The 23,929-nt window shown below is 65.0% G+C and carries 26 protein-coding genes; 15 read left to right on the top strand and 11 right to left on the bottom strand.

Annotation, left to right across the window (positions count from 1 at the left end):
• Positions 1-30 precede the first annotated feature (30 nt).
• The 8 genes from QX034_RS19645 (at position 31) to QX034_RS19680 (ending at position 7,014) form a co-directional block, all read left to right on the top strand.
• Positions 31-288 (top strand): FitA-like ribbon-helix-helix domain-containing protein, encoded by a 258-nt coding sequence (locus QX034_RS19645; protein WP_315700868.1) that lies wholly within the window; start codon positions 31-33, stop codon positions 286-288.
• The gene (locus QX034_RS19650; RefSeq protein ID WP_315700867.1) at positions 285-710 is read left to right on the top strand and encodes a PIN domain-containing protein; all 426 of its coding nucleotides are present in this window, start codon (positions 285-287) and stop codon (positions 708-710) included. Before QX034_RS19645 ends, QX034_RS19650 begins: the two co-directional genes overlap by 4 nt.
• A gap of 496 nt (positions 711-1,206) precedes the next feature.
• Entirely contained in the window at positions 1,207-2,976 is a 1,770-nt protein-coding gene (locus tag QX034_RS19655) for an acetolactate synthase 3 large subunit (protein ID WP_315700866.1), read from the top strand.
• Between the two features lie 151 nt (positions 2,977-3,127).
• The gene (gene ilvN / locus QX034_RS19660) at positions 3,128-3,670 is read left to right on the top strand and encodes an acetolactate synthase small subunit (protein ID WP_315700865.1); all 543 of its coding nucleotides are present in this window, start codon (positions 3,128-3,130) and stop codon (positions 3,668-3,670) included.
• Between the two features lie 3 nt (positions 3,671-3,673).
• The gene (locus tag QX034_RS19665; protein ID WP_316188633.1) at positions 3,674-4,363 is read left to right on the top strand and encodes a class I SAM-dependent methyltransferase; all 690 of its coding nucleotides are present in this window, start codon (positions 3,674-3,676) and stop codon (positions 4,361-4,363) included.
• A 5-nt stretch (positions 4,364-4,368) separates the two neighbouring features.
• Positions 4,369-4,971 carry a LysE family translocator gene (locus QX034_RS19670; protein WP_315700863.1) on the top strand — a complete coding sequence of 201 codons (603 nt, stop codon included), beginning with the start codon at positions 4,369-4,371 and terminating at the stop codon, positions 4,969-4,971.
• Between the two features lie 150 nt (positions 4,972-5,121).
• Positions 5,122-6,141, top strand: a complete 1,020-nt coding sequence (gene ilvC, locus QX034_RS19675) for a ketol-acid reductoisomerase (protein ID WP_315700862.1) — start codon at positions 5,122-5,124, stop codon at positions 6,139-6,141.
• Positions 6,142-6,744: 603 nt separating this feature from the next.
• Positions 6,745-7,014 carry a hypothetical protein gene (locus tag QX034_RS19680; RefSeq protein WP_315700861.1) on the top strand — a complete coding sequence of 90 codons (270 nt, stop codon included), beginning with the start codon at positions 6,745-6,747 and terminating at the stop codon, positions 7,012-7,014.
• Between the two features lie 23 nt (positions 7,015-7,037).
• Here QX034_RS19680 and QX034_RS19685 read toward each other — a convergent pair whose 3' ends face one another.
• The 7 genes from QX034_RS19685 to QX034_RS19715 form a co-directional block, all read right to left on the bottom strand.
• Positions 7,038-8,306: an MFS transporter gene (locus QX034_RS19685; protein ID WP_316188632.1), complete on the bottom strand. Its 1,269-nt coding sequence runs from the start codon at positions 8,304-8,306 to the stop codon at positions 7,038-7,040.
• Positions 8,303-8,632 carry a hypothetical protein gene (locus tag QX034_RS19690; protein ID WP_315762695.1) on the bottom strand — a complete coding sequence of 110 codons (330 nt, stop codon included), beginning with the start codon at positions 8,630-8,632 and terminating at the stop codon, positions 8,303-8,305. The genes QX034_RS19685 and QX034_RS19690 overlap by 4 nt, the downstream gene beginning before the upstream one ends.
• Before the next feature lies 1 nt (position 8,633).
• On the bottom strand, positions 8,634-9,197 hold the full coding sequence (locus QX034_RS19695; RefSeq protein WP_316188631.1) for an isochorismatase family protein: 564 nt from the start codon (positions 9,195-9,197) through the stop codon (positions 8,634-8,636).
• A 44-nt stretch (positions 9,198-9,241) separates the two neighbouring features.
• Positions 9,242-9,697 carry a MarR family winged helix-turn-helix transcriptional regulator gene (locus QX034_RS19700; protein ID WP_315743716.1) on the bottom strand — a complete coding sequence of 152 codons (456 nt, stop codon included), beginning with the start codon at positions 9,695-9,697 and terminating at the stop codon, positions 9,242-9,244.
• A gap of 406 nt (positions 9,698-10,103) precedes the next feature.
• Entirely contained in the window at positions 10,104-11,339 is a 1,236-nt protein-coding gene (locus tag QX034_RS19705; RefSeq protein ID WP_315700856.1) for an ABC transporter substrate-binding protein, read from the bottom strand.
• A gap of 69 nt (positions 11,340-11,408) precedes the next feature.
• Positions 11,409-11,945, bottom strand: coding sequence for an MFS transporter (locus QX034_RS19710; protein WP_315762689.1), 537 nt, complete (start codon positions 11,943-11,945; stop codon positions 11,409-11,411).
• Between the two features lie 31 nt (positions 11,946-11,976).
• Positions 11,977-12,855: an IclR family transcriptional regulator gene (locus QX034_RS19715; protein ID WP_316188630.1), complete on the bottom strand. Its 879-nt coding sequence runs from the start codon at positions 12,853-12,855 to the stop codon at positions 11,977-11,979.
• Positions 12,856-13,002: 147 nt separating this feature from the next.
• Between QX034_RS19715 and QX034_RS19720 the strand changes: the two genes are divergently transcribed.
• Positions 13,003-13,398 carry a rhodanese-like domain-containing protein gene (locus tag QX034_RS19720; protein ID WP_315762685.1) on the top strand — a complete coding sequence of 132 codons (396 nt, stop codon included), beginning with the start codon at positions 13,003-13,005 and terminating at the stop codon, positions 13,396-13,398.
• 17 nt (positions 13,399-13,415) lie between these two features.
• On the opposite strand, the gene QX034_RS19725 is transcribed toward QX034_RS19720, so the two are convergent.
• Together QX034_RS19725 and QX034_RS19730 are read right to left on the bottom strand one after the other, a co-directional pair.
• The gene (locus tag QX034_RS19725) at positions 13,416-14,075 is read right to left on the bottom strand and encodes a response regulator transcription factor (protein ID WP_315762683.1); all 660 of its coding nucleotides are present in this window, start codon (positions 14,073-14,075) and stop codon (positions 13,416-13,418) included.
• Positions 14,072-15,481 carry a HAMP domain-containing sensor histidine kinase gene (locus tag QX034_RS19730; protein WP_316195699.1) on the bottom strand — a complete coding sequence of 470 codons (1,410 nt, stop codon included), beginning with the start codon at positions 15,479-15,481 and terminating at the stop codon, positions 14,072-14,074. The genes QX034_RS19725 and QX034_RS19730 overlap by 4 nt, the downstream gene beginning before the upstream one ends.
• 224 nt (positions 15,482-15,705) lie before the next feature.
• Here QX034_RS19730 and QX034_RS19735 point away from each other — a divergent pair, with 224 nt between their 5' ends.
• Complete coding sequence (locus tag QX034_RS19735) at positions 15,706-16,653, top strand: DUF2380 domain-containing protein (RefSeq protein ID WP_315700850.1); 948 nt, start codon at positions 15,706-15,708, stop codon at positions 16,651-16,653.
• 23 nt (positions 16,654-16,676) lie between these two features.
• Here QX034_RS19735 and QX034_RS19740 read toward each other — a convergent pair whose 3' ends face one another.
• Complete coding sequence (locus QX034_RS19740) at positions 16,677-18,239, bottom strand: ABC transporter permease/substrate-binding protein (RefSeq protein ID WP_315700849.1); 1,563 nt, start codon at positions 18,237-18,239, stop codon at positions 16,677-16,679.
• Complete coding sequence (locus QX034_RS19745) at positions 18,236-19,030, bottom strand: ATP-binding cassette domain-containing protein (protein WP_315703075.1); 795 nt, start codon at positions 19,028-19,030, stop codon at positions 18,236-18,238. The genes QX034_RS19740 and QX034_RS19745 overlap by 4 nt, the downstream gene beginning before the upstream one ends.
• 167 nt (positions 19,031-19,197) lie before the next feature.
• Between QX034_RS19745 and QX034_RS19750 the strand changes: the two genes are divergently transcribed.
• From QX034_RS19750 to QX034_RS19770, 5 genes are all read left to right on the top strand, one after another.
• A complete protein-coding gene (locus tag QX034_RS19750) occupies positions 19,198-20,010 on the top strand; it encodes an ABC transporter ATP-binding protein (RefSeq protein ID WP_315700848.1) in 813 nt (270 codons plus the stop codon).
• 172 nt (positions 20,011-20,182) lie between these two features.
• A complete protein-coding gene (locus QX034_RS19755; RefSeq protein ID WP_315700847.1) occupies positions 20,183-20,968 on the top strand; it encodes an ABC transporter permease in 786 nt (261 codons plus the stop codon).
• A gap of 219 nt (positions 20,969-21,187) precedes the next feature.
• Positions 21,188-22,216 (top strand): ABC transporter substrate-binding protein, encoded by a 1,029-nt coding sequence (locus QX034_RS19760; protein WP_315700846.1) that lies wholly within the window; start codon positions 21,188-21,190, stop codon positions 22,214-22,216.
• A 15-nt stretch (positions 22,217-22,231) separates the two neighbouring features.
• Positions 22,232-22,948: an NUDIX hydrolase gene (locus QX034_RS19765; protein WP_315728475.1), complete on the top strand. Its 717-nt coding sequence runs from the start codon at positions 22,232-22,234 to the stop codon at positions 22,946-22,948.
• Positions 22,945-23,856: a polyphosphate kinase 2 family protein gene (locus tag QX034_RS19770; RefSeq protein ID WP_315700844.1), complete on the top strand. Its 912-nt coding sequence runs from the start codon at positions 22,945-22,947 to the stop codon at positions 23,854-23,856. Before QX034_RS19765 ends, QX034_RS19770 begins: the two co-directional genes overlap by 4 nt.
• Positions 23,857-23,929: the final 73 nt, after the last annotated feature.

Raw genomic sequence — 23,929 nt, forward strand, 5'->3', positions numbered from 1 at the left:
ATCGTGATATCATCTACGTCTGAGGTTCGAATGGCCGATATCCTGATCCGCAAAGTGGACGAGGCGACGAAGGAGCTGCTGCGGCTTCGCGCCGAACGGCGCGGCAAGAGCCTGGAAGCTGACCTGCGCGAGACGCTCGAAAAGCTGGCCCGCGAGGAAGCGGAATCCCCTGATGACGCAGAGCCGTTTGGCAAGTGGCTCTTTGCGATTTCGAGACCAGGTGTCGACCTTGACGAGGCGCTTGAGCTGATTCGGTCAGCGCCTGTTCGGCCAGTTTCGTTCGAATGATCCTCCTGGACACCAACGTCATCTCGGAGGTGCTGAAACTGGCGCCGGCACCACAAGTCATCGGCTGGCTCGACGCAAATTTTTCGAACACTGCTATTTCAAGCATTACGATCTTCGAGCTTGGCGCCGGGCTGGCGTGGCTGAGTGACGGACGGCGAAAAGACAAGCTTCAGAACGCTATCGGCAGGGCGATCCGCCGCTTCGGAACGCGCGTATACGCGTTCGACGCTGCTGCCGCCCAATCGGCCGCACTGCTGTTGGCGCAGGCGCGTGCGCAAGGACATGCACTGCACCAAGTTCCAAAGAAGCTCGCGGACCTTCAGATCGCCGGCATCGCATCGGCCTATGGACTTCAGCTTGCTACACGTAACGTCGGCGACTTCGACGGATTGGGACTGGGGTTGATCAATCCTTGGGAGTGATCGGCGATCGGTGCTGCCCGATGGTGGCGCGATCCCTTGTCCTTCCGGGAGCGCGGAACGCCAACCCGAGACCTAGACGTCTGAGCAGGCTGTCGGTTCGGCCAACCACCGGGAGCAGCAATCTCAAGAGTCGGGTTCGACGGTGGCGCGTCGCCCTGGGGTGACAGCTGACTAAATTCCCTCTCGCCGAACCGCTCAAACCGCGTTAACCTGACAAAATCGCGCGGGTAGCCCTGCTTCGCCTTGACATTGAGGCATCTCGGGCTATGTTCGCGCAACCTTTGGGAAGTCCGCTCGGCATCATGCGCAACTTTATTACCATTCTCCTTATCGCCGTCGTATCCAGGCGCACCGCCGGGGATGGCTAGCGGCCATCTGAAATCCGAGCGGTGCGCAGGGCCTCCAGGGGCCCTTTTTTATTGCCCGAACGACCACGAAGCCGACCGACCACCAGGATACCTCGAAAGCCGTACAAGACAGCGATCCGGAGCCAGCCATGACCGACAAGAGCCACGATCCGAACCAGATGACCGGCGCCGCCATGATCGTGCGCGCGCTCATCGATCACGGCGTGCAGCACATCTTCGGCTATCCCGGCGGCGCGGTGCTTCCGATCTATGACGAGATCTTCCAGCAGAGCGAGGTCCAGCACATCCTGGTCCGCCACGAGCAGGGCGCCGGCCACGCGGCCGAAGGCTATGCGCGCTCGACCGGCAAGCCCGGCGTGGTGCTGGTGACCTCCGGCCCCGGCGCCACCAACATGGTGACGCCGCTGGCGGATGCGTTGATGGATTCGATTCCGTTGGTCTGCATCACCGGGCAGGTGCCCACGCATCTGATCGGCAACGACGCGTTCCAGGAATGCGACACGGTCGGCATCACGAGGCCCTGCACCAAGCACAATTGGCTGGTCCGCAACGTCAACGATCTCGCCAAGGTCCTGCACGAGGCGTTCTATGTCGCGACCTCAGGCCGGCCGGGGCCGGTCGTCGTCGACGTGCCGAAGGACGTGCAGTTCGCCACCGGCACCTATCATCCGCCGCGCAAGTCCGACGTTCACGTCTCCTACGCACCGCGCCTCAAGGGCGATGCGATGCAGATCAGGAAGGCGGTGGCGCTGCTCGCCTCGGCCAAGCGCCCGATCATCTATTCCGGCGGCGGCGTCATCAATTCGGGGCCGGAAGCCTCGAAGCTGCTGCGCGAGCTGGTCGAAGTCACCGGCGTTCCGATCACCTCGACGCTGATGGGACTCGGCGCTTATCCCGCGTCGGGCAAGAACTGGCTCGGCATGCTCGGCATGCATGGCACCTACGAGGCCAACATGGCGATGCATGATTGCGACGTCATGCTGTGCGTCGGTGCGCGCTTCGACGACCGCATCACCGGCCGCACCGACGCGTTCTCGCCGGGCTCGAAGAAGATCCACATCGACATCGATCCGTCCTCGATCAACAAGAACATCCGCGTCGACGTCCCGATCATCGGCGATTGCGGCGACGTGCTCGGCGATATCCTGCAGGTGTTCAAGGCGGAAGCGAAGAAGCCCGACATCAAGGAGTGGTGGGGCGAGATCGCCGCCTGGCGCGCGCGCAACTCGCTGGCCTACAGGGCCAACCGCGAGGTCATCATGCCGCAATATGCGATCCAGCGGCTGTTCGAGCTGACGCGCGGGCGCGACACCTACATCACCACCGAGGTCGGACAGCACCAGATGTGGGCGGCGCAGTTCTACGGCTTCGAGGAGCCGCACCGCTGGATGACGTCGGGCGGTCTCGGGACCATGGGCTACGGCCTGCCGGCCGCGATCGGCGTGCAGGTCGCCCATCCCGACAGCCTCGTCATCGACATCGGAGGCGACGCCTCGGTGCAGATGACGATGCAGGAGATGTCGACCGCCGTGCAGTTCGATCTGCCGGTCAAGATCTTCATCCTCAACAACAGCTACATGGGCATGGTGCGGCAGTGGCAGCAGCTGCTGCACGGCAACCGGCTGTCGCATTCCTACTCCGAGGCGCTGCCGGATTTCGTCAAGCTCGCGGAAGCCTATGGCGGCGTCGGGCTGCAGGTCTCTAAGCCTGCCGATCTCGACGGTGCCATCAAGGAGATGATCTCGGTCAAGAAGCCGGTGCTGTTCGACTGCCGCGTCGCCGCGCTGGAAAACTGCTTCCCGATGATCCCCTCCGGCAAGGCGCATAACGAGATGATCCTGCCCACGGAAGCCTCCGATCCGGCCGCCTTTTTCGCCAGCGGCAAGGCGCTGGTGTGAGGGGCACATTCATGAGGGCATTCGGCCTGCCACAAATACTGTCGTCATGCCCGGGCTTGACTCGGGCATCCAGGAAAGCGCGCCTTCTCTATTAAGACGTGGATGGCCGGGACAAGCCCGGCCATGACGGACGCGAGACACGGGGACAATCATGACACAGCCCGCATCGGCCTATTTCATCGAAGACCGTCAGGATCCGAACGAGACGCACACGCTGGCGATCCTGGTGCAGAACGAGCCCGGCGTGCTGGCGCGCGTCATCGGCCTGTTCTCGGGCCGCGGCTACAACATCGAGAGCCTCACCGTCTCCGAGACCGAGAGCCAGAAGCATCTCTCGCGCATCACTATCGTCACCACCGGCACGCCGATGGTGATCGAGCAGATCAAGCACCAGCTCGATCGCATGATCCCGGTCTACCGCGTCGTCGACATGACGCTGTCGGGCCGCGCCATCGAGCGCGAGCTTGCGATGGTCAAGGTGCACGGCACGGGCGATGCCCGCGTCGAGGCGCTGCGGCTCGCGGATGCGTTCCGGGCCCGGGTGATCGACGCCACCACCGAAAGCTTCGTGTTCGAGATCACCGGCAACACCGGCAAGATCAATCAGTTCATCGACCTGATGCGCCCGCTCGGGCTGGTCGAGGTGTCGCGGACGGGTGTGGCTGCGATCGGGCGGGGACCTGAGGGGATGTGAACCATGCTGGCGCGCGACTGGTACTATAACGAGGGAAGCCGGATCGGTCTGGACCATGCTGTCGCCTCGATCTACGGATCGGCCGACGATGCCGACCTGCGCGCCCGCGCGGCGCTGACGATGCTCGGGGTCAAGCCCGGCTGGCGCGTGGCCGATATCGGGTGCGGCAACGGCGTGCTCGCCTGCGAGGCTGCGCTGATGGGGGCCGAGGTCGACGCCATCGATATTTCGCCTGCGATGCTGGCGCTGGCCAAGCTCTACGCCCGCGACCGGCGTGCAACTGTGCGGCCGCAATCCGCGGGTTTGCTCTCGTTCGCTTATGCGCCGGAAAGCTACGATCTGATCGTCAGCGAGTTCACGCTGCATCACCTGCCCGATTTCTGGAAGGCGGTGGCGCTGTCGCGGATCTTCGCCGCGCTGAAGCCCGGCGCCAATTTCTACCTGCGCGACATCGTCTATGTCAGCGCGCCCGATGGTGCCGAGCGCTCGGTCGAGCAATGGGCCGATTTCAACATCAAGAACCATGATTTCTCGCGCGACAGCGTCATCGCGCATATGCGCGACGAGAACTCGACCTTCGCCTGGGTGATGGAGCGGCTGCTGATAGAAGCCGGCTTCAGGCTCGTGTCTGCCGACTATCACGCGCCGCTGCACGGGACCTATCTCTTGCAGAAGCCAGTGGGGCAGGGCTGAGCGCCATGTCGCAACAATTGCTGTTTGCCTTCGTGATCTTCGCGCTGGTGATGTTCTTCACGCCGGGGCCGAACAACGTCATGCTGTTGTCCTCCGGGGTCACGTTCGGCTTTCGCCGCACGGTGCCGCACATGGCGGGCATCACTTTCGGCTTCGCCTTTATGGTTGCCGCGGTCGGCTTCGGGCTCGGCACCGTGTTCATCGCCTATCCCGTGCTGCAGACCATCCTGAAATATCTTGGCGCCGCCTATCTGATCTACCTCGCCATCGCGATCGCGCTGTCAGGGCGGGTCGAGGCGGGCGCGAGCAGTTCGCGCGGTCCCATGACATTCTGGGGCGCGGCGATCTTCCAATGGGTCAATGCCAAGGGCTGGGTGATGGTGATCGGCACCATCACGGCCTACGCCGCGATCGCGCGCTTTCCGTTCAACATCCTGATCCAGACCGCGATCAGCCTCGCCATGGGCATCGGCTCGACCATCACCTGGACCCTGTTCGGGACTGCGCTGCGGCCGCTCTTGAGCTCCGAACGTGCCGTGCGGGCCTTCAACATCGTCATGGCCGTGCTGCTGCTTGCCTCGCTCTACCCCGTGTTCATGGACGCATGAGGGGCGCCTCCACCATGCGAGATCGGGGTTTCCAAGCCGGCCCAAAATGCTCTAGACACGGGCCGGATTTCGTCCGGGCGCAGCCGCCCGTGCCTCACCCAAGCGTCTGACTTTCCAGCCAATTCCGGCCATCTCAAAGAGGAAACGACAATGCGTGTTTACTACGATCGCGACGCCGATCTGAACCTGATCAAGGGCAAGAAGGTCGTCATCGTCGGCTATGGCAGCCAGGGCCACGCCCATGCGCTGAACCTGAAGGATTCCGGCGTCAAGGAGGTCGCGATCGCGCTGCGCAAGGGCTCCGCATCGGCCAAGAAGGCGGAAGCCGCCGGCTTCAAGGTGATGGAAGTCGCCGAGGCCGCCAAATGGGCCGACCTCGTCATGATGCTGACCCCGGACGAGCTGCAAGGCGACATCTATCGCGAGCACCTGCACGACAACATGAAGAAGGGCGCCGCGCTCGTCTTCGCCCACGGCCTCAACGTGCACTTCAATCTTCTTGATCCACGGGCGGATCTCGACGTGCTGATGATCGCGCCGAAGGGCCCCGGCCACACCGTGCGTTCGGAATATCAGCGCGGCGGCGGCGTGCCCTGCCTGATCGCGATCGCCAAGGATTCCTCCGGCAACGCGCATGATCTCGGCCTGTCCTATGCGTCGGCGATCGGCGGCGGCCGCGCCGGCATCATCGAGACCACGTTCAAGGAGGAATGCGAGACCGACCTGTTCGGCGAGCAGGCCGTGCTCTGCGGCGGCCTGGTCGAGCTGATCAAGGCCGGCTACGAGACGCTGACCGAGGCCGGCTACGCGCCGGAGATGGCGTATTTCGAGTGCCTGCACGAGGTGAAGCTGATCGTCGACCTGATCTATGAAGGTGGCATCGCCAACATGAACTACTCGATCTCCAACACCGCCGAATACGGCGAATATGTCACGGGACCGCGCATCGTCACGGCCGAGACCAAGAAGGAGATGAAGAAGGTGCTCGACGACATCCAGTCCGGCCGCTTCGCGCGCGACTGGATGCTGGAGAACAAGGTCAACCAGACCTCGTTCAAGGCGACCCGCGCCAAGCTCGCTCAGCACCCGATCGAGGAAGTCGGCGCTCGCCTCCGCGACATGATGCCCTGGATCAAGAAGGGCGCGCTGGTCGACAAGAGCAAGAACTAAGCTCGCGGGCGCCAGATCGCCTGGACGCGCTTTCAGGCGGGCGATGCTGACCTCGATGGCCGGGCAGAGTGCGTTGTCGCTCTTGCCCGGCCATCTGCGTTTTGCGGACCGAACTAACCGTCGCCGGATCGAAGCTCCGTAGAAACCCGGGCTAATGGAGACGGAAAATTAAGCCGGGCGGGCTAGCTTTGTTTTCGATGTCGGATGCAGTGCTTCACGTGATGTGTCAGCCGCCGACGATACGGGCTGTGAGGCGTTCCGAAAGCTGAGGCGGCCAAGGATTGGGAGCTGATCCGCAATCTTCGCAAGGCTTGCTCGATGGCGCGCTCTGTCGGCAAACCGCCTGCAGGAACAAGCAGCAAGCCCGGCTTCTTCATCTTCTTCCTTGATCGGAATATCGCCCGCTCCAGATCGGAGCTTGATAGAATTGTGCTTTAATGCACATTCTTGTGTCGGTCGGGTGCGCCCGAGACGCGGGCGTGTTTGTTTTGTATCGGGCGCCGGGCAGAAGGTGTTTCGGGACGTCGACCATCATCACGCCGGCTTCAGATGGCCAGCTGCTTGCGGTCTCGGCGTGCGTCTGATTCCGGGAGGCCAATCCTGATGGCGACGATCGGCAAGACGCCGGCGGAGTTGACCCGGCTGGTCGAGGACGCGATCCGCAGCGAGCCGGGATGCGAGACCGCGCAGGTTCGTGCGGTGACGCTGCTGCCGCATGTCCGCGAGGGGCGCAATTGGCAGATTCCGCAGGTCGTGCTCGGGGACAGCCTGATCAGCGATGTCGATCGCGCCGTGCTGAGCGTGCAGCGCCGGCTGGGGCGCGAGTTTCATCTGATCGCGGACGAGTCCGATCGTGAGGAAGCCCAACGCTGAGATTGCTGGAGCGACGCAGGCGGTCAGCGTCGCACGTGGCCGCCGCGCAACATGTCCTCGTGCGGCAGATGATCGCGTCGCATCATGGTGGTGACGGCGACGATCGCGGCGGCGAAGCCGGATGCCGCGCCGACGCCGAGCGCCCAGCGTGGCCCGAACTGGTCCGCGATCCAGCCGACGATCGGCGCCCCGATCGGGGTGCCGCCGAGGGCGACACCGACGCGGAGCGCCATCACCCGCCCGCGCATCGCGGGTGCGGTCGAAAGTTGCATCAGGCTGTTGGTGGTGTTGGTGAAGGTCAGCGCGGCCAGGCCGATCAGCACCAGGGCGGCTGCGAACATCCAGTAGGTCGGCGCGAGCGCGGCGAAGCTGCAGCCCAGCCCGAACAGCAGGGCGCCGACGAGCAGCGCGGCGAAGTTCGGCCGCGCCCGCGCAGCGCCTAGCAGAGCTCCCGCGACGGTGCCGACCGCCGTCACCGATGACAGCAAACCATAGCCGCGGGCATCGGCATGGAATACCCGGGTCGCCATGGTCGCGATGAAGATCTGGAAGTTCAGGCCGAAGGTGCCGATCAGGAACAGCATGATCAGGACCGCCTTGAGGTCGGCGCGCGACCACACATAGCGCAGGCCGCCGGTCAGCCTGCTCCCGAGGCTACCCTGGTCGCGAGGGGCGCGGGCATGGCTGCGCAGTTCGGAACTGCGCAGCAGAGACAGCGAAGCCAGCACGGCGGCGAAGGAGGCGCCGTTGATCAGGAAGGCCCAGCCGGTGCCGGCGGCTGCAATGACGATGCCTGCGATCGCCGGTCCGATCATGCGGGCGGCGTTGAACGAGGTCGAATTGAGCGCCACCGCGTTGGGCAGGTCGGCATCGCCGACCAGTTCGCCGACGAAGGTCTGGCGCACTGGCGCATCGAAGGCGGCCGCGCAGCCGAACAGGAAGGCGAAGCCGTAGACATGCCACAGCTGGACCACGCCGCCGACGGTGAGCAGGCCGAGCGCGAGCGCCAATGCGCCCATCGTCGCCTGTGTCGCCATCAGGAGCTTGCGCTGGTTGAAGTGATCGGCGGCGTAGCCGGTCCAGGGCAATAGCAGAAGCTGCGGTCCGAACTGCAGCGCCATCACGATGCCGACCGCCGAAGCGTTGCGGTCGGTGAGCTGGACCAGCACCAGCCAGCTTTGCGCGGTCCGCTGCATCCAGGTGCCGACATTGGAGATGAAGGCGCCGGCGGCCCAGACGCGATAGTTGCGGCTGCGCAGCGAACGGAACATGTCCGCCGCAGCGCGCCTCATGGGCGCTCCCGCAGATCGCCGCCGTGGAGGGAGCCGAAGTGCCGCGCCGCATAGAGAGCCATCACCAGCATGCCGAAGCCCAGCGCAAGCGCGTCAGCCGTATGCCGCAGTCCGAAATCGCCGACCCGGTAGACCAGCAGATAGAAGACGACAAGGTTGAGAAAACCCCAGAGCACGTTCAGCGTCGAGGTGGAGAGGCCGCGTCCTGGCGGCGATGCGAACGGCGTCTGGAACGGCATGCCCGTCACGCCGCTGACGAAGTGCGGCACGGCATTGCTGAGGAAGGCGCCGCCGAAGAAATAGGAAACCAGATGCAGCAAGGTCATGTCAGGCCGTCCTCGTGTTCAGGAGTCCAATGATCTCTCGGGTCGTCCCGGTCTCGCCCAGTCGCGGAAAGACCCGCGTCGTGCTGTACTCGTGCGCTTCGGGGCGTGTGTCGGTCATGGCATCGAGGGCGAGCGTGACGTTGAAGCCCTGCTCATAGGCCTGCCGCGCGGTCGACTCCACGCCGGTGCCGGTGGCGACACCGGCCACCACGACCTGCGTGACATTGCGTGCCTTCAGCTGCCGTTCGAGATCGGTGCTCGCGAAGGCGCCCCATGTGCGCTTGGTCACCACGATATCGTTCGGTTGCCGGTTCAGCTCGGGGAGGAGTTCGGTCCATCCTTCCGGGAGTGCATCGATACGGCGCGGCTGCTCGGTGCGGCCTGGTGCACTTCCGGCGACGTTGATGAGCACGACCGGGAGGGCACGTGCGCGGAACGCATCGGCCAGCACACGGGCGTGCTCCACGATCTCATTGATTGGATGAACGCAGGGAAGTCCGACGAGGCCCTTCTGCAGATCGACGACGATGAGAGCGGTGTTGGAATCGAGCGTCGTGAGCGCCATGGTGTGTCCTTCAATTGCCGCGCCTCGATTGCGCGCAAGCGCCATCAGTCGTCGATCAGCCGCTTGAGTAGCGCGATGGCTGCGCGCAGCTGCTCCTGTTCCTCAGCGGAGAGGCGCTGGTCGATCGTGCGTGACAGCCAGTCCTGCCGCGCCGCGCGTCCCTCTCTGATCCTGTCCAGGCACTGGTCCGTCAGTGCGATGATGGTCTGCCGTCCGTCACTTGGGTCCGGCGCGCCCTTCACCAGACCCGCTGCCTCGAGCGCAGCGACGATCGGACCCATCGACTGGGCGCGCATGCCCTCGGCGCGCGCGAGTTGCGACGCCGTCGCCGGGCCGTCCTTTTCGAGCCGCAGCAGCACGGCGATCTGCGAGACCGTCAGGTCGCCGACATTGGCCTGCTCACGCAGCCTGCGTTTCAATTTGCCGATCAGCCCGCGCAGCTCGGCTGCAAGCGCCGAGGCGCGCGGGGCGGGGACGGCATCCCCTGGGGCGCGGTTCATGGGGGGCAGCAAATAGGCTACCGGAGTCAAATTGTACAGTTAGACTTGTAAGTTTAGCTTAACAAATACGTGAACGTTACCGCAGCGCGGCGGCAAGAACTTCCAGGCTTAGGAATGTCGCGGGGCAGAACGCCCGCTGAGCGCGAGGCGAGGGAATGCGGAAGGGGACGACCTCTCGACCGTCCCTTCCGCAGCAAGGCTATCGCATATGGGACGAACTCGACCGACGATCTCTTCTGCGGCCGTCCTTCGAGACGCTCGCCTGCGGCGAGCTCCTCAGGACGAGGGCCCATTTTGCGGCCGATAGACCCTCATGGTGAGGGCGCGGCGAAGCCGCGCATCTCGAACCATGAGGCCCGAGGCGCCACGGCCATATGCCGTGGCCCTGCTTCCGCAGCGGCTCGCTCTACTCCGGCGCTTCGTCGGTGATGATGCCGCCGATGTTCTGCCAGCGCTCGCCGTCGAACTGGATCATCTGCAGCTGCTTGTTGACGCGATAGTCGGTTGGCGAGGTCGAGATGGTGATGCCCGGCAGCAGCAGGTCGAGCTGGACGTGGTCGAGATGCGTGGCCTGCTTCAACACGTTCTCGCGGGTGAGATCGTCACCGCACTGCTTCAGCACCTGAACCAGAAGCTCGGCGGTGATGTAGCCGTAGACGTTGAAGTTCGAGCCCTTGTCGCCGTCGGGATAATACTTCGCCATGAAGTCGAGATAGCGCTGCACGCCGGGATCGTTCTTGAACGTCTGCTCGAGCGGGTCCTTGACGTAGTTGACGCTGATCAGACCCTTGGCGTTCTCCGGCCCCGCCGGCTTCAGCGTGGCGGTCAAGGAGTTGGCATTGATGTCGACGATGTGCACCGGATGCCAGCCGAGCTCGGCGACCTTCTTGATGGCTTGGGCCGCCTGCTTCGGGGTCGAGGCGCTGAACAACAGGTCCGCGCCGGCATCCTTCAGCTTGAGGATCTGCGAGTCGATGGTGGGCTCGGTGATCTCATAGGAGGTCTCGGCGACGATCATCTTGGCGGCCTTGTCGCCGAGCCCCGCCTTCAGTCCCGCGAGATAGTCCTTGCCGAGATCGTCGTTCTGATAGAGCACGCCGATCTTGGCGTTGGGATAGGTCTTCAGAATGTACTGGCCGTAGATGCGGCCTTCGACCAGGTAGGAGGGATTGAAGCCCATCGTCCAGGGAAAGTGCTTGGGATCAGTGAAGCGCGCGGCACCGGTGGCCGCAAACAGCTGCGGCACCTTCTTGCCGTTCAGATATTTCTGCACCGCGACATTCGGCGCGGTGCCGATGATCTGGAACGTCAGCAGCACCTCGTCGCCTTCGACCAGCCGGCGCACCTGCTCGACCGTCTTCGGCGGCGAATAGGCATCGTCGTACTGGATCAGGTTGATCTTGCGGCCGTTCACGCCACCCTGGTCGTTGATCATCTTGATATAGGCGGCTTGCGCCTTGGCGATCGTCGCATAGGCCGACGCAGGGCCGCTCGCCGGGATGGTCTGGCCGACCTTGATCTCGGTGTCGCTGGCGCCGGTGTCGTATGTCTTCTCCGCGGCCGCAGACGAACAGAACGTGGCCCAGACAAGTGCGCTGGCAGTGATCAGGTTTGCAAGGCTGATCCTAAGGCTGATCCTCATGAGGTGTCTCCCTTCTTCTTGTATTTGTTTCGGGCCTTGATGCCGGCTTCGCCAACGTGCAGCCCAGCGCTACGACTGAAGTGCCGGCACGCCGCTGCCGACAGCTGCGCGCTCGCGCCGCGCAAAGCGCCTGAGGTCGTCCTTCGGATTGATGATGACCATCGCCAGCGCGCCGCCGGCGACGATCAGCAGGCCCGCAAACATGAAGCCGTCGCGAAAGCCCTGGGCCGGATTGGCGCCGATATCGACGATATGGCCCATCAGCCAGGGCGCGATCAGGCCGGCCAGCGTGAAGGTGCCGTTGCAGATGCCGAGCATGGCGCCGCGCTGCTGCACCGGGCTGATCTCCCCGATCAGGGGCGGTCCCAGCGCATAGGTGACGCTGCCAACGGCGAAGGCGACCATCACCAGAGGAATCTGCACGAGCTCGCCGGTCGATTTCGACAGCAGCATCATCGTTAAGCCCGCCAGCATCACGCAGCAGCAGGTGAGCACGCCACGCGAGATGCGGCTGGAGACGCCGCGGGCGAGCAGCCGTTGCGACAAGGGCGCGGCGACGATGGTCGCGATGTCGAGAACCTTCAATCCTTCAAGCGGCCCGCTCACCTCGGCCTCCTGGTCCGGCGTGTCCTGCCGCTCATTTCCTGAGTTTTGCGTCCTGCGCGGCGAGCGCCGGCTCCCGCTCCTTCATCTGGGCGCGGATGCTGGCAGCGAGTGCATGGATGCGCGGACCGATCTCGCCCTCGAGCTGCCCGGGCTGCAGGCGGAAGGCGGGAATGCCGCAATTGATCGAGTAGCATCGCGTCGTGTTGGCGGCCTGAAACAGCGGCACCGCCACGGCGTGGATCGCGGCCATGTATTCGCCGAAGCAGGTGCAGAAGCCGCGCTCGGCGCATTGCGCGATGCCGGCGCGATAGGCGTCACGGTAGGCCGACCATTGCTCCGCGTCGGACGCATCGAGCTGCTGTTCGAGCCGTGCGGCATCGCGCGCCGGCAGCAGGGATGCGGCGGCGCGGCCCATCGCGGTGCCGACGACCGGGATCGGCATGCCGATATCGGGCACATGCGGCCCGACATCGCCCGAGCGGGCCGTCTCGACATAGATCATGGAGGTGCCGTCGAGCAGCCCGATCGAGACGGTGCCGCGCACGCTCTGCGCCACCTCCTGCATCAGGGGCCGCGCGCTCTGGCGGAAAGGCATGTCGGCGAGCAACGGGTGGGCGATCCGCAGCGCGCGGATGCCGACGCGATACCGGGCGCGGTCGGCGTCGTAGTCGAGATAGCCGAGCTCGGCCAGCGTGTGCGTCAGCCGCGCCACCGTGGGGCGCGGGATGCCGGTGCGTGCGGCGATCTCCATGTTGCCGAGCACGGGTGCCCCCGCCTTGAACGCCTCCAGCACCATCAGCCCTTTGGCGAGCGTGGTGGCAAAGGCGGCGTCGCCGGCGCTGTCGGCGAGCATGGCATCGACGGGGAGGGGGCGAACGGCACTCGGCCGGGGATCGGTGAGGGTAGACATGTCCATATGAATGGGACATTTCACATCATCTGTCTACATAGCTGATAAGAATTATCATATATGTCCATTATATGGACATAAGCTAGTTTTGACGACCGACGCCGCAGATCGCGGGCATAATCTCCGCTCATCTCTGGAGGTCCCGAAATGTCAACGACGGTCAAGCAGATGCTGGAGGCGGCTAATGCCGCAGTCCCCAAGATCACACCTGGCGAAGCGCAGGCGATGATCGCCAAGGGCAACACGCTCGTGGTCGATGTGCGCGATGCGCCGGAGGTCGAGAAGAGCGGCAAGGTTGCCGGCGCGGTGCACGTGTCGCGCGGCATGCTGGAATTCCGCGCCGATTCCGACTCGCCTTATCACGACAAGAACTTTGCCAAGGACAAGACCGTGATCCTCTACTGCGCCTCCGGCGGCCGCTCGGCGCTCTCGGGCAAGACGCTGAAGGATCTCGGCTACGACAAGGTCTACAACGTCGGCGCGTTCAAGGACTGGGCCGAGAGTGGCGGTGCGATCGAGAAGCCGATCGAGCCCGGCATGTAGTTCGCTGCAGCTTGAGGTCAGGCCGGCGGCAGGGGCTGCGAGAGCAGGCCTTGCCGGAGCGCGAGCCTGACGAGCTCGATGTCCGTTCCGACGCCGAGCTTGTCCTTGATGATCGAATGCAGATTGGCGACCGTCTTCGGACTGAGATGAAGCGCGTTTGCGATCTCGTCCGTGGTCCGTTCCGCGAGCAGCATCTGCAGCACTTCGAACTCGCGCGCCGTCAACACGTCGGCGGCCGAAGTCTCGCCCGCGAGCCTGCCCAGCGCGAGCTCATGAGAGATGTCCGGGCTGACGGCCACGCGTCCGGCGAGCACGTCGCGCGCCGCCTGCACCAGCGCTTCCGGCGGGCTGCTTTTGGTCACATAGCCCTTGGCGCCGGCACGGATGGCCTGCACGGCAAAGCCGGCATTCTCATGCATGGTGAACACCAGGATCCTGGCATCGCGGTCCCATTGCCGGATGCGGCGGATCGCTTCGATGCCGCCGACCTCCCGCATGCTGAGATCCATGATGACGAGATCCGGCTTCGCTTCCTTGAACAGCCGGTAGGCTTCCGCACCGTCGGAGGCTTCGGCGATCACCCGCAAGCCCGGCTGTTTCTGCAGCACCGACCGGTAGCCTTCGCGCACCACCGCATGATCGTCGACCAGCAGGATGGTTGCCTCGGAGGTGCTCACGCGGCGCACTCCGCGGCCGCGCGCTGGAAGGGCAGGCTGCGCGCGGCGAAGGGGATGATGGCTAGCAGGCGCGTGCCGCCGCCCGGCCTCGACTCGAAATTCAATTGCCCGCCCAGCGCCGTCACGCGTTCGCGCATGCCGAGCAGCCCCATTCCCGGCTTGCCGGGCTGATCGGTCGCGCGGCCGTCATCCTCGACGATGAGCTCGATCGTTGCAGCCGCGTCGCCTGGTCCCTGCAATATCAGCTGCAGCAGCACCCGCTTGGCGTCGGCGTGCCTTGCCGCGTTGGTCAGCGCCTCCTGCGCGATGCGATAGAGGTTCAGGCCGATCGTGCTGGGCAAGCTGTCGACAGCCCTCGAAACGCTGATCTCGAAGCGAGTCCGCCCGCATTGGCGCCTGCTCCATCCCGCGACCAGGCCTTCGAGGCTCGCGGCCAATCCGAGTTCGTCGATGTCGGGCGGACGCAGCCGGAACAGCGCGCCGCGCAGTGTGGTCATCATGTCGGTCGCGGTTCGCGCGATGCTGTCGCATTCGGATCGCAGCTCGGGACAGGTCTGCGCCGCGCTCTGGCCGGCCGCCGAAGCCAGCGCGCGGATGGCGGCGAGCGACTGGCCGAACTCGTCGTGGAGCTCGCGGGCGAGATGGCGGCGCTCGTCGTCCTGCAATGCGATCAGCCGCCGCGTCAGCTCATTGCGCTCTGCGATGGCCGCCGTGAGGTTTTCAACCAGCTGGTTGAAGGCGTCGCGGATCGCCGACAGCTCGGCAAGATCGAACGGTGGCAGCCGTGTCGCCAGGTCGCCCGCGGCGATCCGCTCGATCCCTGCACGGATCAGCTGCGTCGGCCGTAGCGCCCGCGCCAGCGCCGCATAGGTCAGCAGGCAGAGCAGCACGAGCGCACCCGCGAGCACGGGCAGCAGCCGACTGAGGTCGCGCCATGCCTCCGCGGTCACGATGGAGGGATCGATCCAGGCTACGGCCTCGCCGACCCGCCGGTCGCGCGATAGCACAGGTCTTGCGGTCTCCTGTCCCGGATCGAAGATCGTGCGATGCAAGACGGCAAAGGCGCGCGGCGGATCGGCCGCGGTTTGCGCTCCGCCGCAGAACTGCTGAACCATCTGGCCGTTGCCTGCGCGGTAGGCGATGCACAGGCCCGGCCTCATCACCGGGGCGGCGATGCTGTCGAGGTCGGGAAAGGTCGACGGCGGATTGTTGACCCAATGCGTCTTGCTGAGCTGCAATTGCAGCGTCCTGGCCGTGATGTCGGCAATGTCGCCGAGCTCAGTGCGAACGGACCGGTCGATGTCATACAGGACGACTGCGGAGATTGCTGCAAAGCACAGCGCCGAGACGGCCGATATCCGCAAGGTCAGGCGGTATTTCAGATCGCTGTTGGCGAAGGTCCACATCGTCGAGGCCTCGCGCGTGGGGCTTGCTTCACGGCATGCGCCGCCGTGGCATTTAACGGCAGAAACGATGCGGCGAAAAGGACGGCCGGGCGCAGCGACCTGACGTCGTGAAATTTTCCCGCTCCCGACCGGGATGCGCGCCGTTTCGGGCCGCGGACCGCGCCCCTAGCTTGCCGATGCTTCTCGCCTCTGCCCGGCGGACCAGCAATTCGGAAGGAGCTCTCATGATCAGCCATTCACGCCTGCTGCGCCATCTCGCGATTGCGAGCCTGATATTTGCACCGGGCTTCCGCCCGGCCGGGGCGGAGCCGCAGTCCGCTCCTGTTCCGGCCGTCGTGGTGGGAGATTTCAGCTATCTCGATACATCCGGCGAGCCGACCGATCAGAGCGCCGTCCATCAGCGGCGGCTGCAGGCCTTCATCGCCGCACTCCACCGCGACGTTGCCGCCGACCAGCGCCTCCATTTGCGCGATCCGTCCTGTGCACCGTCCTGTCTTTCCGCCGACACCTCGCCGGACCAGCTTCGTCGCATCGCTCGCGAGGCCGGAGCCCAGGTCGTCGTCATCGGCAGTATTCAGAAGATGAGCACGCTGGTGCAGTGGGCCCGCGCCGCCGCGATCGATGTCGCATCCAACCGCGTGATCTTCGAGAAGCTGTTCACGTTCCGCGGCGACAACGACGAGGCGTGGGAGCGGGCCGAGACCTTCGTCTCCCGTGAGATCCGCGATGCGGTTGCCACTGCGCCAGCACCGCTCCGGCTTGCGCTGCTGCCGTTCACGCTGGAGGACACCAGCGCTGCGGCCGGGGCAGTCGCCGAGACGGAGTCCGATCTCAAGGGCCTGACTGACGCGACCGAAGCCGTTCGCCAGCTCCTCGATCGATCCGGCCGCTATCGGCTCGTCGAGGTGAATGCTGCGGCAAAGCCGCAGAACGGCTGCGCTGACTGCGAACTGCGGCTCGCCCAGGAGCTGGGTGCGGACCAGTCGCTGATCGGCGTGGTCGGGCGGATCAGCCGCACCGAATACACGATCCGCTTCCAGCTCCGCGATGCCAAGACTGGAGCCGTCATCGCCACGGGCGACAGCGGGCTTCGCATGGGCGCCAACTATTCCTGGGGGCGCGGCGCGGTGCGTCTGGTGCAGGAGCGCTTGCTTGGCGATGAGATAAGATGACCGCGCCTGCCGCAGCCATCGCGCTATTTCGTCCGCGCCACTTTGTCCCACAGCCAGCGCGCTACGGCCTCGGGCGAGGAGTTCGCGTCGCTGCCGGAGGCGCGCAGGTTGGCCTCGCGCATCGTGGCGATGTCGATCCTGCCGAGCAGAGGCAGCAGCGCCTTCTGCAGGGCCTGATCGGAAGCGCGCTTCGGCGATAGCAGCATGATCGCGTCGTAGGGCGGAATGGCGTGCCTGACGTCATCGAGCACGACGAGGTCGTATTTCTTGATCAGCCCGTCGCTGGTGTAGCCCGCGATCACGTCGACCTCGCCGGAAGCTGCCGCCGCATACATGAAGTCCGGCTGCATCTGGCGCTGGGCGCGAAATGCAAGGCCGTAGGCCTTTTGCAGCCCGGCCCATTCCGGCCGCGAGAAGAACTCGTAGTCCCCCGCAATGGTCATGGTGCCGGCATGGCTTGCGAGATCTGCGATCGTATGAATATGAAGCGCCTCCGCACGCGCCCTCGGCATCACCAGCGCATAGGCGTTCTCGAAACCGAGCTCGCCGAGCAGGGTCACGCGCTCGCGCGCAAGCTCGTTCTTCAGGGCCTCGAGCAAGGCGTCGCGCGACAGCTGCTCGCTGTGGTGGAACTGATTGGCCCACAGCGTGCCGGAATAGTCGACGTAGACGTCGATGTCGCCGCTCCGGAGCGCCTCGTAGATCACGCTGGAGCCGAGCCCGGCGCGCGTCGTCGCCGGCAGTCGAGCTGCCTGCAGCCGCTCGCTGATCAGGGCCGCCAGCACATATTGTTCGGTGAAGGTCTTCGCGCCGACGACATAGCGCGCGCCCGATCCGGCCAGCGCCGGCACAAGGCTGGCTGCGACCAGCGCCGCAATGCCGGCACTGCCCAGGCTCGCGCGGATGCGGCTGCCATTGCGCAGGCCGGTCTCGATCAGCGCCAGCAACTGATCGACCGCGAGCGCCAGCGCCGCGGCTGCGACGCAGCCGAACACGACCAGCACCCAGTTCTGCGTCTGCAGCCCGGCGAAAATATAGTTGCCGAGGCTGGTCTGTCCGATCGGCGTCGACAGCGTTGCGGTCCCGATCACCCACACGGCCGATGTCCGGATGCCGGCCATGATGACGGGCAGCGCGAGCGGCAGCTCCACCATGACGAGCGATTGCCGCGCGGTCATGCCGACGCCCTTCGCTGCTTCGAGGAGGGCCGGCTCGATGCCGTTGAGGCCGGTGATGGTGTTGCGCAGCACCGGCAGCATCGAATACAGCGCAAGCGCTAGTACCGCGGGTAGAAAGCCGAAGGCGGAGAAGCCGACGCCAAGCCACCGAATCGCGAGCGCGCCGAGCGCAAGCAGCAGCGGATAGAACAGCGCGAGCAGCGCCAGTCCCGGCACGGTCTGCACCACGCTGGCGGCGCCGAGCAGCAGGCCGCGCGGCAGCGGCCGGTTGCGGACGATCAGCGCCAGCGGAAAGCTGACGACGAGCCCGAGCGCCAGTGCTGCGATGCTGACCCGCAGATGACTGCCGAGATAGTCCGCAAGATGCGACGACGCTTGAATGATGCGGGGATCGGACAGCAAGTTCATGCGGTGCCGCGCTCCGCGAGCTGCCTTTGCAGCCGCTCGGCCTGTCGGCGCGGCGTCTGCAGCAGCTCCGTCACGTAGGGCTCAGGGTTGGCGGCCAACTCGGCCGGCGTGCCGGTTGCGACCAGTCGACCGGCGTGCATCACGGCGATGCGGTCGGCCAAAAGAATTGCTTCCGTCATGTCATGGGTGATCATGACCGTGGTGAGCTCGAGCCGATCGTGCAGAGCGCGATAGTCGTCGCCAAGCGCGTCGCGCGTCAACGGATCGAGCGCGCCGAACGGCTCGTCCATCAGCACGATGCGAGGGCGCGCGGCGAGCGCGCGCGCCACGCCGACACGCTGGCGCTGGCCGCCGGAGAGCTCATGCGGGAAGCGGTCGCGATAGGCGGCGCGATCGAGCCTCACCAGGTCGAGCAATTCGTCGACACGCGCCGAGATGTCCGGGGGCGAGGTGCCGAGCAATCGCGGCGTGATGCCGATATTGGCGGCGACGCTCATATGCGGAAACAGTCCGCCGCTCTGAAACACGATGCCGATGCGCCGCCGCAAGGTGACCGGATCGAGGCGGCTGATATCCTCGCCTGCGATTCGGATCTCGCCGGAATCCGCCTCGATCAGCCGGTTGGTCAGCCGGAGCAGCGTGGTCTTGCCGGAGCCTGAGGTGCCGACGATGGCGAGGAATTCGCCGTCCGCGATGCCAAGCGAGACGTCCTTGACCGCATGCACGCGCTCACCGTTGCCGGCAAAACTTTTGGAGACATGGCTGTAGGTGATCAGCGGCGTCTGCTGCATCGGCCGTTCGAGCTCAGGTTGGAGCAGCAACTCACGTCTTCACTCTCTCGTTGACGGCTGGGCACGATCTTGCGGCGCACCCCGCCCTGCCTAGCACGTCCTGCGGCCGCGTTGAACTTCGCCGCTCAAGACGCTAAGCCATCATCCGCAATTGGGAGGACGATAAGGTGACGCAGGCAAGGACCGCGGCCGTCGCGCTGGCGGAGACGACGGTGGCGTTCCGTCTCGCCGGCGGACGGGTCTATACCGCGGTGGACAAGGCGGATCTGAACGTCGGCGACGGCGAGTTCGTGGCCATCGTCGGGCCGACCGGCTGTGGCAAGTCCACGCTGCTCAACGTCGCCGCGGGGCTGCTGAAGCCCGCGGGCGGCGCGGTACGGATCTTCGACCGGCCGCTCGCCGGACTCAACCGCGACGCGGGTTATCTGTTTCAGGCCGATGCGCTGTTTCCCTGGAAAACCGCGCTGGAGAATGTGGCGATCGGCCTGGAAACAGCGGGCACGCCGCGCGCCGAGGCGCACGAGCGGGCACAGGCCTGGCTGGCGTCGGTCGGTCTTGCAAGCTTCGGCAATCGCTATCCGCACATACTTTCCGGTGGCCAGCGCAAGCGCGTCGGCCTCGCCCAGGTCCTGATCCGCGATCCCAAGATCATCCTGATGGACGAGCCGTTCGGTCCGCTGGATGCGCAGACCCGGCAGATCATGGGCAATCTCCTGCTCGAGCTCTGGAGCGCCGACCGCAAGGCGGTGCTGTTCGTCACTCATGATCTCGAAGAGGCGATCGCGCTGGCCGACCGCGTCGTCATCATGTCGGCAGGACCGGCATCGCGGATCATCGGCGACTGGCGGGTCGAGCTGCCGCGCCCGCGCGACATTTTCGAGGTGCGGCTCCGCCACGAGTTCCATGAGCTGCATCGCGAGATCTGGCACATGCTGAAGGCGGAGGTCGAGAAGACTTACAAGCAGGCAGAGGCGGTGTGATGGTGTCCTCGTCGATCTCGACTGTCCGCCAAGCGCTGGGGCCGAACTCCCCTCCCCGTTGCGGGGAGGGGGTAGGGGGGACCTCACGCACAGCTGTCCTCGTGGACCCCCCACCCCAACCCTCCCCCGCAAGCGGGGAGGGAGCGCACCGAGCAAGTGGTGGAGTCCTTTGATGTCGCGTCTCGGTCTGCTCGCGCTGCAACTGCTCGTCGCCGTCGTGATCATCGCGCTGTGGCAGCTGTTCTCCACCGTGCCGGTGTTCGGCCGCATCCTGCTGCCGCCGTTCTTCTTCTCCAATCCGCTCGACGTCTTCGCGCAGGTGATCGATTGGTTCGCGACCGGCGCGATCTGGAAGCATCTTGCGATCACGCTGTGGGAATCGATCCTGGCCTTCGTGATCGGCTCGCTCGGTGGCGTGCTGGTCGGTTTCTGGTTCGCGCGCAAGCCGCTGGTCGCGGCCGTGTTCGATCCTTACGTGAAGATGGCCAATGCGCTGCCGCGCGTGGTGCTGGCACCGATCTTCACGCTGTGGCTCGGCCTCGGCATCTGGTCCAAGGTCGCGCTCGGCGTCACGTTGGTGTTCTTCATCGTCTTCTTCAACGTCTACCAGGGCGTCAAGGAAGTCTCGACCGTGGTGCGCGACAACGGCCGCATGCTCGGCATGAACGAGCGGCAATTGATGCGCCACGTCTATTGGCCCTCGGCGCTGTCGTGGATGTTCTCCTCGCTGCACACCTCGGTCGGCTTTGCCGTGGTCGGCGCGGTGGTCGGCGAATATCTCGGCTCCGCAGCCGGGCTCGGTTATCTGATCCAGCAGGCCGAGGGCGTGTTCGACGTGGCTGGCGTGTTCGCCGGCATGTTCGTGCTGTCGGCGTTCGTGATCCTGATCGACATCGGCGTCACGCTGGTCGAGCGCCGGCTCCTGGTGTGGCGGCCGGAGCGGGTGGAGGAACGGTGATGCGCGAAGCTAAGGACGACACATTCGGCGTCGTCCCGGCGCAAGCTGGGACCCATACCGCGGAATTCATCGTGGGACGATGCTGGCCGACGACCATGCGACCCACGCCAGCCGGTGGTTATGGATCCCCGCGTTCGAGGGGATGACGTTATGTTTGGTGCGACGGTGTCGATCCAGGCCCGCCGCTTTGGGCTCGAGACAATCTGAACGGAGGAAACAATGAAAACCATCATCGGCCGACTCGCGGGCTCGCTGCTCGCCTTGACCCTGACCACCGGCCTCGCGAGCGCCGCGAGCAAGGTGACGATCGCCGTCGGCGGCGGTGCCTGCTTGTGCTATCTGCCGACCGTGCTGGCCAAGCAGCTCGGGGAATATGACAAAGCGGGGCTCGCGGTCGAACTGGTCGATCTCAAGGGCGGCTCGGATGCGCTGAAAGCCGTGCTCGGCGGCAGCGCCGACGTCGTCTCCGGCTATTTCGATCATTGCGTGAACCTCGCTGCCAAGAAGCAGGAGCTGCAATCCTTCGTGGTCTATGACCGCTATCCCGGCCTGGTGCTGGTGGTGGCTCCCGGCCACAGCAAGGAGATCAATTCGATCAAGGATCTCGCCGGCAAGAAGGTCGGCGTCAGCGCGCCGGGCTCCTCGACCGACTTCTTCCTGAAATATCTGTTGAAGAAGAACGGGGTCGATCCCACCGCGACGGCCGTGATCGGCGTCGGTCTCGGCGCCACTGCGGTCGCCGCGATGGAGCAGGGGCAGATCGATGCCGCCGTGATGCTCGATCCCTCGGTGACCGTGCTGCAGGGCAGCCATCCGGACCTGAAGATCCTGAGCGACACCCGCACCCAGCATGATACGCTCGACGTGTTCGGCGGCGAATATCCGGGCGGCGCGCTGTATTCGACGGCGACCTGGGTGGCCGCACATCCGACCGAAACGCAGGCGCTGACCAACGCCATGTTGGCGACGCTCGCCTGGATCCATTCGCATACGCCGGAAGAGATCATGGCGAAGATGCCTGCCGAGATCGTCGGCAAGGACAAGGCGCTTTATCTGGCCGCGCTGAAGAACACGATTCCAATGTATTCGGAGACCGGCAAGATGGACCCGAAGGGCGCGGACGCCGTGCTCGCCGTGTTCAGCGTCGGCTCGCCTGAGGTTGCCAAGGCCAATGTCGACGTCAGCAAGACCTTCACCAATGCGTTCGTCGAGAAGGCGAAGGGCGCCACGGCTGCGAGCCCCAAATAGAAAGCAGGGCTGTGCATGAGCGATGTCGTCATCCATCGCGTGACCGCGCTCGACTTGAAGGTCGAGCCGTGGGACTGGCCGTTCGCACGCGAGCGGCGCGCCGACATCGACGCTCATTTTGAGCAGCGGCAGCGCGCGATACCCGCGCTATTCAACGGCCGCGTGCTGCTCGGGCGCGACCCCGTTTTCGCGGATGGGCGGCTATCGGCGAGCTATTTCGAGACCGACTTCGCCAACCTGCTCGCCTGGCGCGATTGGGGCTTTCCGGATCGCTCCGTGTTCAACGGGTTTGGCATGGGCGCGCTGCGCGCGGCCGACGGCGCCTTCGTGCTCGGCGTGATGGGCGGGCAAACCGCCAATGCCGGCCGCATCTATTTTCCGGCCGGCACGCCCGATCCCGAGGACGTCAGCGACGGCAGCCTCGATCTCGCGGCCAATGTGGCGCGCGAGGTCGAGGAGGAAACGGGGCTGTTGCCGTCGGATTATCGGGGCAGCGCCCATTGGGATTGCGTCGTCACCGGCGCAACCATTGCGATGATGCGTATGCTCGACGTCGAAAGCCCGGGCGGTCAACTGCAAAGCCGCATCGAGGCCAATCTCGCCGGGCAGGCCGAGCCGGAACTCTCCGCGATCGTGTTGGTTCGATCGAGGGACGATCTGACGGCGACGATGCCGCGCTTCGTCACCGCCTTTCTCGAAGCGCAATTTCACCACGGCGAAACCATCTCATGAGCAAGACAACGACGCCCTCGCTCGACCGGTTCATCTCGCCGTTCCGTGTCGATGGGGCCGAGCGATTTCACCTGAAGTCGCACAAGACCAGTGCCAAGGGCGGCATCGACAAGGAGGAAGGCGAGGCGATCATCGAGCAGAACCGCAAGCGGCTGTCCGATTTTCAGGACAAGCTCTACGCCCAGGACCGCTGGTCACTGCTCTTGATCTTTCAGGGCATGGACGCCTCCGGCAAGGACAGCGCGATCAAGAGCATCTTCGAGGGCGTCAATCCGCAGGGCTGCGAGGTGACATCGTTCAAGCAGCCGACCTCGAAGGAGCTGGATCACGATTTCATGTGGCGCAGCTTTCTTGCGCTGCCCGAGCGCGGCCGCATCGGCATCTTCAATCGCTCCTATTACGAGGAGTGCCTGGTGACGCGGGTGCATCCCGAATTGCTGAAGGCGGAGAAGCTGCCGCCCAGGCTCGTCACCAAGAACATCTGGCGCGAGCGCTTCGAGGATATTTCCGCGTTCGAGCGGTACCTCACCCGCAACGGCACCGTGGTGCTGAAGTTCTTCCTCAACGTCTCCAAGGAGGAGCAGCGCCAGCGTTTCCTCGACCGGCTGGATCAGCCGGCGAAGAACTGGAAGTTCTCGATGAACGATATCAGCGAGCGGACGCGCTGGCAGCGCTACCAGGCCGTCTATCAGGAGATCGTGCGCCACACATCGACGTCCTTTGCGCCCTGGTATGTGGTCCCGGCGGATCATAAATGGTTCGCGCGGGTGGTGATCGGCTCGGCGATCGTGGCGGCGCTCGAGAGTCTCGATCTGCGCTATCCGCGCGCCGATCCCGCTTCGCTCAAGGAGTTCAAGGCGGTCCGTAAGGCGTTGGAAGCGGAAGCGAAGGGGCGGAAGAAGGCGTAACGACGATTAGCGAGACGTTAAGGTGGGCAAAGGCGCGTCAGCGACGTGCCCACCATGATCTCTGGTTTCTATC

The organism is Bradyrhizobium sp. SZCCHNR3119 (assembly GCF_032487775.1).
Lineage (GTDB): Bacteria > Pseudomonadota > Alphaproteobacteria > Rhizobiales > Xanthobacteraceae > Bradyrhizobium.

What these genes read in the sequence shown, in the direction of transcription:
- QX034_RS19645 (WP_315700868.1), top strand. Translation starts at nt 31, where the DNA reads ATGGCCGATATCCTGATCCGCAAAGTGGACGAGGCGACGAAGGAGCTG.
- QX034_RS19650 (WP_315700867.1), top strand. Translation starts at nt 285, where the DNA reads ATGATCCTCCTGGACACCAACGTCATCTCGGAGGTGCTGAAACTGGCG.
- QX034_RS19655 (WP_315700866.1), top strand. Translation starts at nt 1,207, where the DNA reads ATGACCGACAAGAGCCACGATCCGAACCAGATGACCGGCGCCGCCATG.
- ilvN (WP_315700865.1), top strand. Translation starts at nt 3,128, where the DNA reads ATGACACAGCCCGCATCGGCCTATTTCATCGAAGACCGTCAGGATCCG.
- QX034_RS19665 (WP_316188633.1), top strand. Translation starts at nt 3,674, where the DNA reads ATGCTGGCGCGCGACTGGTACTATAACGAGGGAAGCCGGATCGGTCTG.
- QX034_RS19670 (WP_315700863.1), top strand. Translation starts at nt 4,369, where the DNA reads ATGTCGCAACAATTGCTGTTTGCCTTCGTGATCTTCGCGCTGGTGATG.
- ilvC (WP_315700862.1), top strand. Translation starts at nt 5,122, where the DNA reads ATGCGTGTTTACTACGATCGCGACGCCGATCTGAACCTGATCAAGGGC.
- QX034_RS19680 (WP_315700861.1), top strand. Translation starts at nt 6,745, where the DNA reads ATGGCGACGATCGGCAAGACGCCGGCGGAGTTGACCCGGCTGGTCGAG.
- QX034_RS19685 (WP_316188632.1), bottom strand. Translation starts at nt 8,306, where the DNA reads ATGAGGCGCGCTGCGGCGGACATGTTCCGTTCGCTGCGCAGCCGCAAC.
- QX034_RS19690 (WP_315762695.1), bottom strand. Translation starts at nt 8,632, where the DNA reads ATGACCTTGCTGCATCTGGTTTCCTATTTCTTCGGCGGCGCCTTCCTC.
- QX034_RS19695 (WP_316188631.1), bottom strand. Translation starts at nt 9,197, where the DNA reads ATGGCGCTCACGACGCTCGATTCCAACACCGCTCTCATCGTCGTCGAT.
- QX034_RS19700 (WP_315743716.1), bottom strand. Translation starts at nt 9,697, where the DNA reads ATGAACCGCGCCCCAGGGGATGCCGTCCCCGCCCCGCGCGCCTCGGCG.
- QX034_RS19705 (WP_315700856.1), bottom strand. Translation starts at nt 11,339, where the DNA reads ATGAGGATCAGCCTTAGGATCAGCCTTGCAAACCTGATCACTGCCAGC.
- QX034_RS19715 (WP_316188630.1), bottom strand. Translation starts at nt 12,855, where the DNA reads ATGTCTACCCTCACCGATCCCCGGCCGAGTGCCGTTCGCCCCCTCCCC.
- QX034_RS19720 (WP_315762685.1), top strand. Translation starts at nt 13,003, where the DNA reads ATGTCAACGACGGTCAAGCAGATGCTGGAGGCGGCTAATGCCGCAGTC.
- QX034_RS19730 (WP_316195699.1), bottom strand. Translation starts at nt 15,481, where the DNA reads ATGTGGACCTTCGCCAACAGCGATCTGAAATACCGCCTGACCTTGCGG.
- QX034_RS19735 (WP_315700850.1), top strand. Translation starts at nt 15,706, where the DNA reads ATGATCAGCCATTCACGCCTGCTGCGCCATCTCGCGATTGCGAGCCTG.
- QX034_RS19740 (WP_315700849.1), bottom strand. Translation starts at nt 18,239, where the DNA reads ATGAACTTGCTGTCCGATCCCCGCATCATTCAAGCGTCGTCGCATCTT.
- QX034_RS19745 (WP_315703075.1), bottom strand. Translation starts at nt 19,030, where the DNA reads ATGCAGCAGACGCCGCTGATCACCTACAGCCATGTCTCCAAAAGTTTT.
- QX034_RS19755 (WP_315700847.1), top strand. Translation starts at nt 20,183, where the DNA reads ATGTCGCGTCTCGGTCTGCTCGCGCTGCAACTGCTCGTCGCCGTCGTG.
- QX034_RS19760 (WP_315700846.1), top strand. Translation starts at nt 21,188, where the DNA reads ATGAAAACCATCATCGGCCGACTCGCGGGCTCGCTGCTCGCCTTGACC.
- QX034_RS19765 (WP_315728475.1), top strand. Translation starts at nt 22,232, where the DNA reads ATGAGCGATGTCGTCATCCATCGCGTGACCGCGCTCGACTTGAAGGTC.
- QX034_RS19770 (WP_315700844.1), top strand. Translation starts at nt 22,945, where the DNA reads ATGAGCAAGACAACGACGCCCTCGCTCGACCGGTTCATCTCGCCGTTC.